Annotated in this window: 4 protein-coding genes; 1 reads left to right on the top strand and 3 read right to left on the bottom strand. The window is 59.7% G+C overall.

The genetic code is table 11. The features are described 5' to 3' along the window. Window positions 1-102: 102 nt before the first annotated feature. The 3 genes from tsaD to IBX54_RS11115 form a co-directional block, all read right to left on the bottom strand. Entirely contained in the window at window positions 103-1,173 is a 1,071-nt protein-coding gene (gene tsaD, locus IBX54_RS11125; protein WP_296542722.1) for a tRNA (adenosine(37)-N6)-threonylcarbamoyltransferase complex transferase subunit TsaD, read from the bottom strand. Window positions 1,174-1,201: 28 nt separating this feature from the next. Beyond that, window positions 1,202-3,997: a pyruvate, phosphate dikinase gene (ppdK, locus tag IBX54_RS11120; RefSeq protein ID WP_296542721.1), complete on the bottom strand. Its 2,796-nt coding sequence runs from the start codon at window positions 3,995-3,997 to the stop codon at window positions 1,202-1,204. Between the two features lie 584 nt (window positions 3,998-4,581). Further along, on the bottom strand, window positions 4,582-5,202 hold the full coding sequence (locus IBX54_RS11115) for a TetR family transcriptional regulator (protein ID WP_296542720.1): 621 nt from the start codon (window positions 5,200-5,202) through the stop codon (window positions 4,582-4,584). 130 nt (window positions 5,203-5,332) lie between these two features. Here IBX54_RS11115 and IBX54_RS11110 point away from each other — a divergent pair, with 130 nt between their 5' ends. After that, window positions 5,333-6,628, top strand: a complete 1,296-nt coding sequence (locus IBX54_RS11110) for an efflux RND transporter periplasmic adaptor subunit (protein ID WP_296542719.1) — start codon at window positions 5,333-5,335, stop codon at window positions 6,626-6,628. Window positions 6,629-6,716 lie beyond the last annotated feature (88 nt).

Below are 6,716 nucleotides of genomic sequence, written 5' to 3'. Positions count from 1 at the left end.
GCGGGGTGAATTTCCGCTTCGGGGCTTGACCCGAAATTGCCAGCGCTATCCCAATGCCCCTATACCGCGTCAGTCAGCCCCGCCGACTCAAAGCCAACGCAGTCAAGCAATCCATGACTGCTGGATGGCATCGAGCGGCCAGCGCGGCTTGACATCAAAGGCATAGGCCTGGCTGGCCACCTGAATGCCGGACTGCAGGCGCATGGCAGCGGCCATGGCGATCATGGCGCCGTTGTCGGTGCACAAATGCAGCTCGGGGTAGTGCACGCGCACGCCGCGCTGGGCGCAAGCCAGGTTGAGTTGCGCGCGCAGCTTGCAATTGGCACCCACACCGCCGGCCACCACCAGCCGCTGCAATCCGGTGGCCTGCAACGCGGCCAGCGACTTCTTCACCAGCACCTCGACAATCGCCGCCTGGGTCGATGCGGCCAGGTCGGCCAGCACCGCATCGGGCAACGCCTCCACAGCACATTGCTGCGCTGCAGCGAGTTTTTTGGCCTGCACCATCACGGCGGTTTTCAGCCCGGCAAAAGAAAAATCGAGGTTGCCGCTGTGCAATAAGGGGCGTGGTAGCTTGAACGCCGCCGGGTTACCAATTTCTGCCAATTTGGACAGCGCCGGGCCGCCCGGATAGCCCAGGCCCAGCAACTTGGCCGACTTGTCGAACGCCTCACCCGCCGCGTCGTCAATGGTTTCGCCCAGAATCCGGTAGCGCCCCACCCCATCGACCCGCATCAACTGCGTGTGCCCACCCGACACCAGCAAGGCCACGAACGGAAACTCGGGCGGGTCCGCACTCAAAAAGGGCGATAGCAGATGCCCTTCGAGGTGATGCACGCCCAGCACCGGCTTGCCCAATGAAGCGCCCAGGGCGCAAGCCACACCGGCGCCCACCAGCAAGGCACCGGCCAGGCCAGGCCCGCGAGTGAAAGCCACCACATCCACATCCTGCAAGGTTTGACCGGCGTCGCGCAGCACCTCTTGGGTGAGCGGCAGCACACGGCGGATATGGTCGCGGCTGGCGAGTTCCGGCACCACGCCGCCATAGGCCTGATGCATCTCGATCTGGCTGTAGAGCGCGTGCGCCAGCAGTTCGGGCAAGCGCTGTCCGTCAACCCTGACCAGCGCCACCCCGGTCTCATCGCATGAGGACTCAATCCCCAGGACGTTCAGCATGGACCCCATCCGGGCTTAAAGTCCATCAAACCGGCTCCTTGTACTGCGCTTCCAGCAACTTGGCCTGTGCCGCGGCCAGCCGGGCAATCGGCACGCGCGGGCCGGAGCATGACACGTAATTGAGTTTGATGTGATGACAAAACCGTATCGAGCCTGGGTTGCCACCGTGTTCGCCACAGATGCCGACCTTCAAATCCGGATTGGTGGCGCGGCCGTTTTGTACCGCCATTTTCATCAGCTGGCCAACGCCCTTGATGTCGAGCACCTCGAACGGGTTGTCTTCCAGAATGCCGGTCTCGTTGTAGAACGGCAAAAACTTGTTTTCGGCGTCTTCGCGGCTGAAGGAAAACGTGGCCTGGCTCAGGTCGTTGGTGCCAAAGGAGAAGAACTCGGCAATCTCGGCCATGCGCCCGGAGCGCATGCAGGCGCGCACCACTTCGAGCATGGAGCCAAACTTGAACTGCACGTCGATGCCGTGGGTGGCGCGCACTTCCTGGCGGATGCGCTGCACATAGCTGTGGATGCGCTTGAGCTCCTCCACCGTGGCCACCTGCGGCACCATGATTTCCGGGTAAATCTCGATGCCCTGCTTGCCGCACAGGGCCGCCGCTTCCAGAATGGCACGAATCTGCATGCAATAGATTTCGGGGTAGGTGATGCCCAAACGCACGCCGCGGTGCCCCAGCATCGGGTTGACTTCGGCCAGTGCGCGCACCTTTTTCAGGATTTTTTCCTTTTTGGCGATGACATCCTCCTCCATGTGCGATTTCTTGAAGGTCTGTAGCGCGCCCATCAACGGCGTCATGCCGTCAGCGTATTGCTGGTACAGCTTGGGGTTGAGCAGCTTCAAGGTTTCTGGCAGGTCTTCCAGATTCTTGATGGTGTCGCGCAACTGGTGCAGGTGCGCGATCTCGACTTCCAGCTGGCCCGCCGTGGGCAGGAATTCGTGCATCGGCGGGTCGAGCAGCCGCACCGTCACCGGCAGGCCCTTCATTGCTTTGAAGATACCTTTGAAGTCCGCCCGTTGAATCGGCAGCAGCCGGTCCAGCGCCGACTGACGTTCTTCCAGCGTTTCGGCCAGAATCATTTCCTGCACGATCGGCAAGCGGTCAGTGGCGTTGAACATACGCTCGGTCCGACACAGGCCAATGCCCATGGCACCAAATTCGCGCGCCCGTGCCGCGTCGATGGGCGTGTCGGCATTGCCCATCACCTTGAGCACTGCTACCTCATCAGCCCAAGCCAGCAAGGTGTTCATTTCTTCGGAAAACTCCGCCTCGACCGTGGGCACTTCACCAGCGTAAACCCGCCCGGTGCCACCGTCGATGGTGATGATGTCGCCTTCTTTCAAAACAGTGTCGCCCACCCGGGCGCTGCGCTGCAGGTCATTGATGACAATGTCTTCACAGCCCGACACGCAGGGCTTACCCATGCCGCGCGCCACCACCGCCGCATGCGAAGTCTTGCCGCCACGGCTGGTCAAAATGCCCTGCGCCTGGAAAAAACCATGAATGTCTTCGGGCTTGGTTTCCTCGCGCACCAGAATGATTTTTTCGCCGGTGCGCCCGCGCGTTTCGGCGGTGTCGGCATCAAACACAATCTTGCCGGAGGCCGCGCCGGGTGAGGCGGCCAAGCCTTGCGCCAAGTATTTGCCATGAAAATTGGGTGCCAGTTGCGGCACCAGCAATTGCTCCAGCACAGCGGGTTCGGTGCGCAAGAGCGCGCGCTCTTTGGTAATTAGCCCTTCATGAAACATCTCAACCGATGTACGCACCATGCCGCGCGCATTCATCTTGCCATTGCGCGTTTGAAGACAGTACAAAATGCCTTTTTCGATGGTGAACTCAAAGTCTTGCACCTCGTGGTAGTGTGACTCCAGCCGCTGGCGCAGCGCGATCAGTTGGCGATGAATCTCGGGCATTTCTTGTTCCATCTCGGCAATTCCCTTGGGCGTTCGGATGCCCGCCACCACGTCTTCACCCTGGGCGTTGACCAGGTATTCGCCGAAGATCACGTTTTCGCCGGTGCCGGGGTTGCGCGTGAAGCCGACACCGGTGCCCGAGTCATTGCCCATGTTGCCAAAGACCATGGTGCAGATGCTCACCGCCGTGCCGTTGGCCTGCGCTTTGGTGATGCGGAACTGGCGCCGATAGTCCACCGCGCGCTTGCCCATCCACGAGCGAAACACCGCGCCAACGGCAATTTCCAGTTGCACAAACGGGTCTTGCGGAAATGGCTGGCCGCTTTGGCGCTGCACAATGGCCAAAAACTCGCCCGCCAGCTCTTTCAGGTGCTCAGCGTTCAGGTCGACATCCAGCGGCGCGCCATATTTACGCTTGATGGCCGCCATCGCTTGGTCAAAATGTTCGTCGCTAATGCCCAACGCAATCTTGCCAAACAACTGGATAAAACGACGGTAAGCGTCGTAAGAAAAACGCTCGTTGCCCGTTTGGGCAATCAAGCCTTTGAGCGACACCTCATTGAGGCCCAGGTTCAAAATGGTGTCCATCATGCCCGGCATCGACATCGCCGCACCCGAACGCACCGAAATCAGCAGCGGGTTGCTGCCATCACCAAAGCCCTTGCTGGTCTTTTTCTCCAGTGCGGCCATGTGGGTGCGGATTTCGGTCATCAGGCCATCGGGCAACTGGTTCTTTTCCAGATAGGCGTTACACGCATCGGTAGTCGCCGTGAAGCCTGGTGGCACGTTCAGGCCAATCTGGGTCATCTCGCACAAATTGGCCCCCTTGCCGCCCAACAGCATTTTGTTTTTGCCATCGCCCTCTTCAAACGCAAACACGTATTTTTCAAGAGTGGCCATGATGATTCCTTTATGAAAGAGTGAGTTGGATATTCTGAATACTTGCAAGGACGAATTATGCTGCGCGCCAAAACACCAACGCACGGCAGGGCGACTGGGTCAGGCGCATGCGCTCACTTGACCCAATCACTCTGCCTCACCCGTGTCCGGATTCGCTGACTTTGCAGCAAAACGGACTTTAGCCTATATTAAGGAAGCGTCAGCAGCTATGAAATTTGATAACTATCCGGGCATTGCCTTGGTCTCAATGCAATTCCAAAATCGTTGAGGCGTGGACGCCCCCAGATCGGCCAGCATGGCTGGCGGCAGCGCACCCCGCTCACCCGCACCAATGCAACCCCGGTCTCGTCACACGAGGACTCAATTCCCAACACACAGTAGTCTTTTGCCATAGCGGGCAAGTTTAAGGCTCGTAAAGTAATAAGTTGTGCATTTTGACGGCCAGATTTGGGATGCAGTGCCAGGCGCAAAACGCGCCGTTTAGCTCTGCTAAACAAGCGATTTGCAACGAAGCAATGCGCCCAAAGATGGCTAGGCAAAAGTACAAGTTATTGCTTTGCAAGCCCTTAGGGGCAACGCAAAGATCAAGACTTCAAACCCAGCCCGGCCAAATAGGTGCGGATCGCCACCTGTGCCATCGCCACAAGCTTGAATGCCGAGGGGTCAAGCACCCAAGTGTGGATCAAGCCCACCATCAGGGCATGCAGGCCACGCGCTGCCACGACTGGTGGCACGGCAAGTGTCTCCCCGCGCCGCGTGGCGGCCTCTTCCAAGCTGCGTTGCATCTGACGCGTGCCGTCCAGATAACACTGCACATGCCGCTGCTTGACGGCCAGCAGTTCATCCACGTACTCCACTTTCAGGGTGACCACTTCGAAAATGGCACGGGTGCGCGCATCTGACTCAATGCTGCGCATCGTCTGCAACATGGCCTCTTCCAGCTCAAGCAATGGGTCCTGGGTAGCATCACACCCAACTTGCCGCATGGTTTGCTCCATCGGCAACACAGCACTGTCCATCATGGCGTTGAACAACTCGGCCTTGTTCTTGAAATGCCAATAAATTGCCCCGCGGGTGACTCCGGCAGCCTGCGCAATATCTTGCAGCGAAGTGCGCGACACGCCTTTTTCAGCAAACACACGTTGTGCCGCCTCCAGCAACTGGTGACGGGTTTCTTCGGCATCTTCTTTGGTGCGACGGGCCATCGGTGTATTTTCGAGCAGGGGGTTATTAATTTACATTCACTATTGTATGTATAATTCTGAAAAAATCAAAACGCATTTCCGACTTGCTGACGCCCTCTCTTGGGCTTTCTTTTTTTCCAGGAATCCCGCCATGTTGCACCCCCGCGCACCCGCTTCTTGCTCAAGCCCCAGCCGACTCTCATCACAGCACCGCATCTGGACACCCACAGCACTGGGTTTGACCCTGTTGCTGGTCGCCTGCGGTCAGGGCAATGCGCCAGCCGCAGGTCCTGGCGGTCCGGGTGGCGCGCCGCCTCCGGCTGAAGTCGGCGTGCTCACGGTCCAGCCAGGTGATGTAGGCCTGGTCACCGAACTGCCCGGCCGACTGGAAGCCTCCCGTGTGGCGCAGGTGCGGGCGCGCGCCGCCGGCATTGTGCAAAAGCGCCTGTTTGTCGAAGGCAGTACCGTACGGGCTGGTCAGAAACTGTTTCAGATTGATGCCAGCCCCTACCAAGCCACCCTGGCCAGTGCGCAGGCATCTGTGGCCAAAGCCGAGGCCAACCTGATGCAGGCCAGCGCGCAGGCAGATCGCTACAAGCCGCTGATCGAAGCAAAGGCCATCAGCCAGCAGGAGTTTGTCAACGCACAAGCCTCACAAAAACTAGCGGAAGCGGACGTTGCAGTGGCACGTGCTGCTGTGCAAACGGCCCGCATCAACCTGAGCTACGCGTCAATCACCGCGCCTATCACCGGCCGCATTGGCCGCGCGCTGGTCACGGAAGGTGCCTTGGTGGGCCAAGGTGAAGCCACCCAACTCGCCGTCATCCAGCAAACCGACCCGATGTACATCAATTTCACCCAATCGGCCTCTGAGGTCATGAAACTGCGCAGCGCCATGGCATCCGGCCAACTCAAACGCGCAGGCGCACAGGCCGCCAGCGTGCGCGTGGTGCTGGAGGATGGCACCGAGTACGCAAAGCCCGGCAAATTGCTGTTTTCTGACCTGACGGTGGACGCCACCAGCGGCCAGATCACGTTGCGCGCGGAGATACCTAACCCCGCAGGCGTGCTGCTGCCGGGATTGTTTGTGCGCGTGCGCCTGGAGCAAGCGCAGGTCAGCAACGCCATCACCCTGCCACAGCAAGCGGTGACCCGCACGCCACAAGGTGACTCCGTGATGGTGGTCGCAGCTGACGGCAAAGTGGCTCCACGCCCAGTCAAGGTGGGTGGCCAACAAAGCGGCCAGTGGGTGATTCTGGACGGCCTGCAAAACGGTGACCAGGTCATGGTGGACGGTTTCCAAAAGCTGCGCGGCGGTGCACCTGTAAAACCCGTGCCGTGGCAAGCCCCAGGCAGCGCACCTGCCAAAACGGCCAGTGCGCCCAATGCCACCAGCCCGGCATCTGCATCAGCCCCCGCCAGCGCTGCCTCAAGCGCTGCGCGCTAAGGAGCCGCAGTCATGGCAAAGTTCTTCATTGACCGGCCCATCTTTGCGTGGGTCATTGCACTGTTCATCATCGTGATGGGCGCGGTGT

Origin of the sequence: Rhodoferax sp., assembly GCF_014859475.1 — a bacterium.
Taxonomy (GTDB): domain Bacteria; phylum Pseudomonadota; class Gammaproteobacteria; order Burkholderiales; family Burkholderiaceae_C; genus Rhodoferax.
The sequence above is the reverse complement of the archived record's forward strand: the minus strand, read 5'-3'. Positions and strand labels throughout refer to the sequence as shown.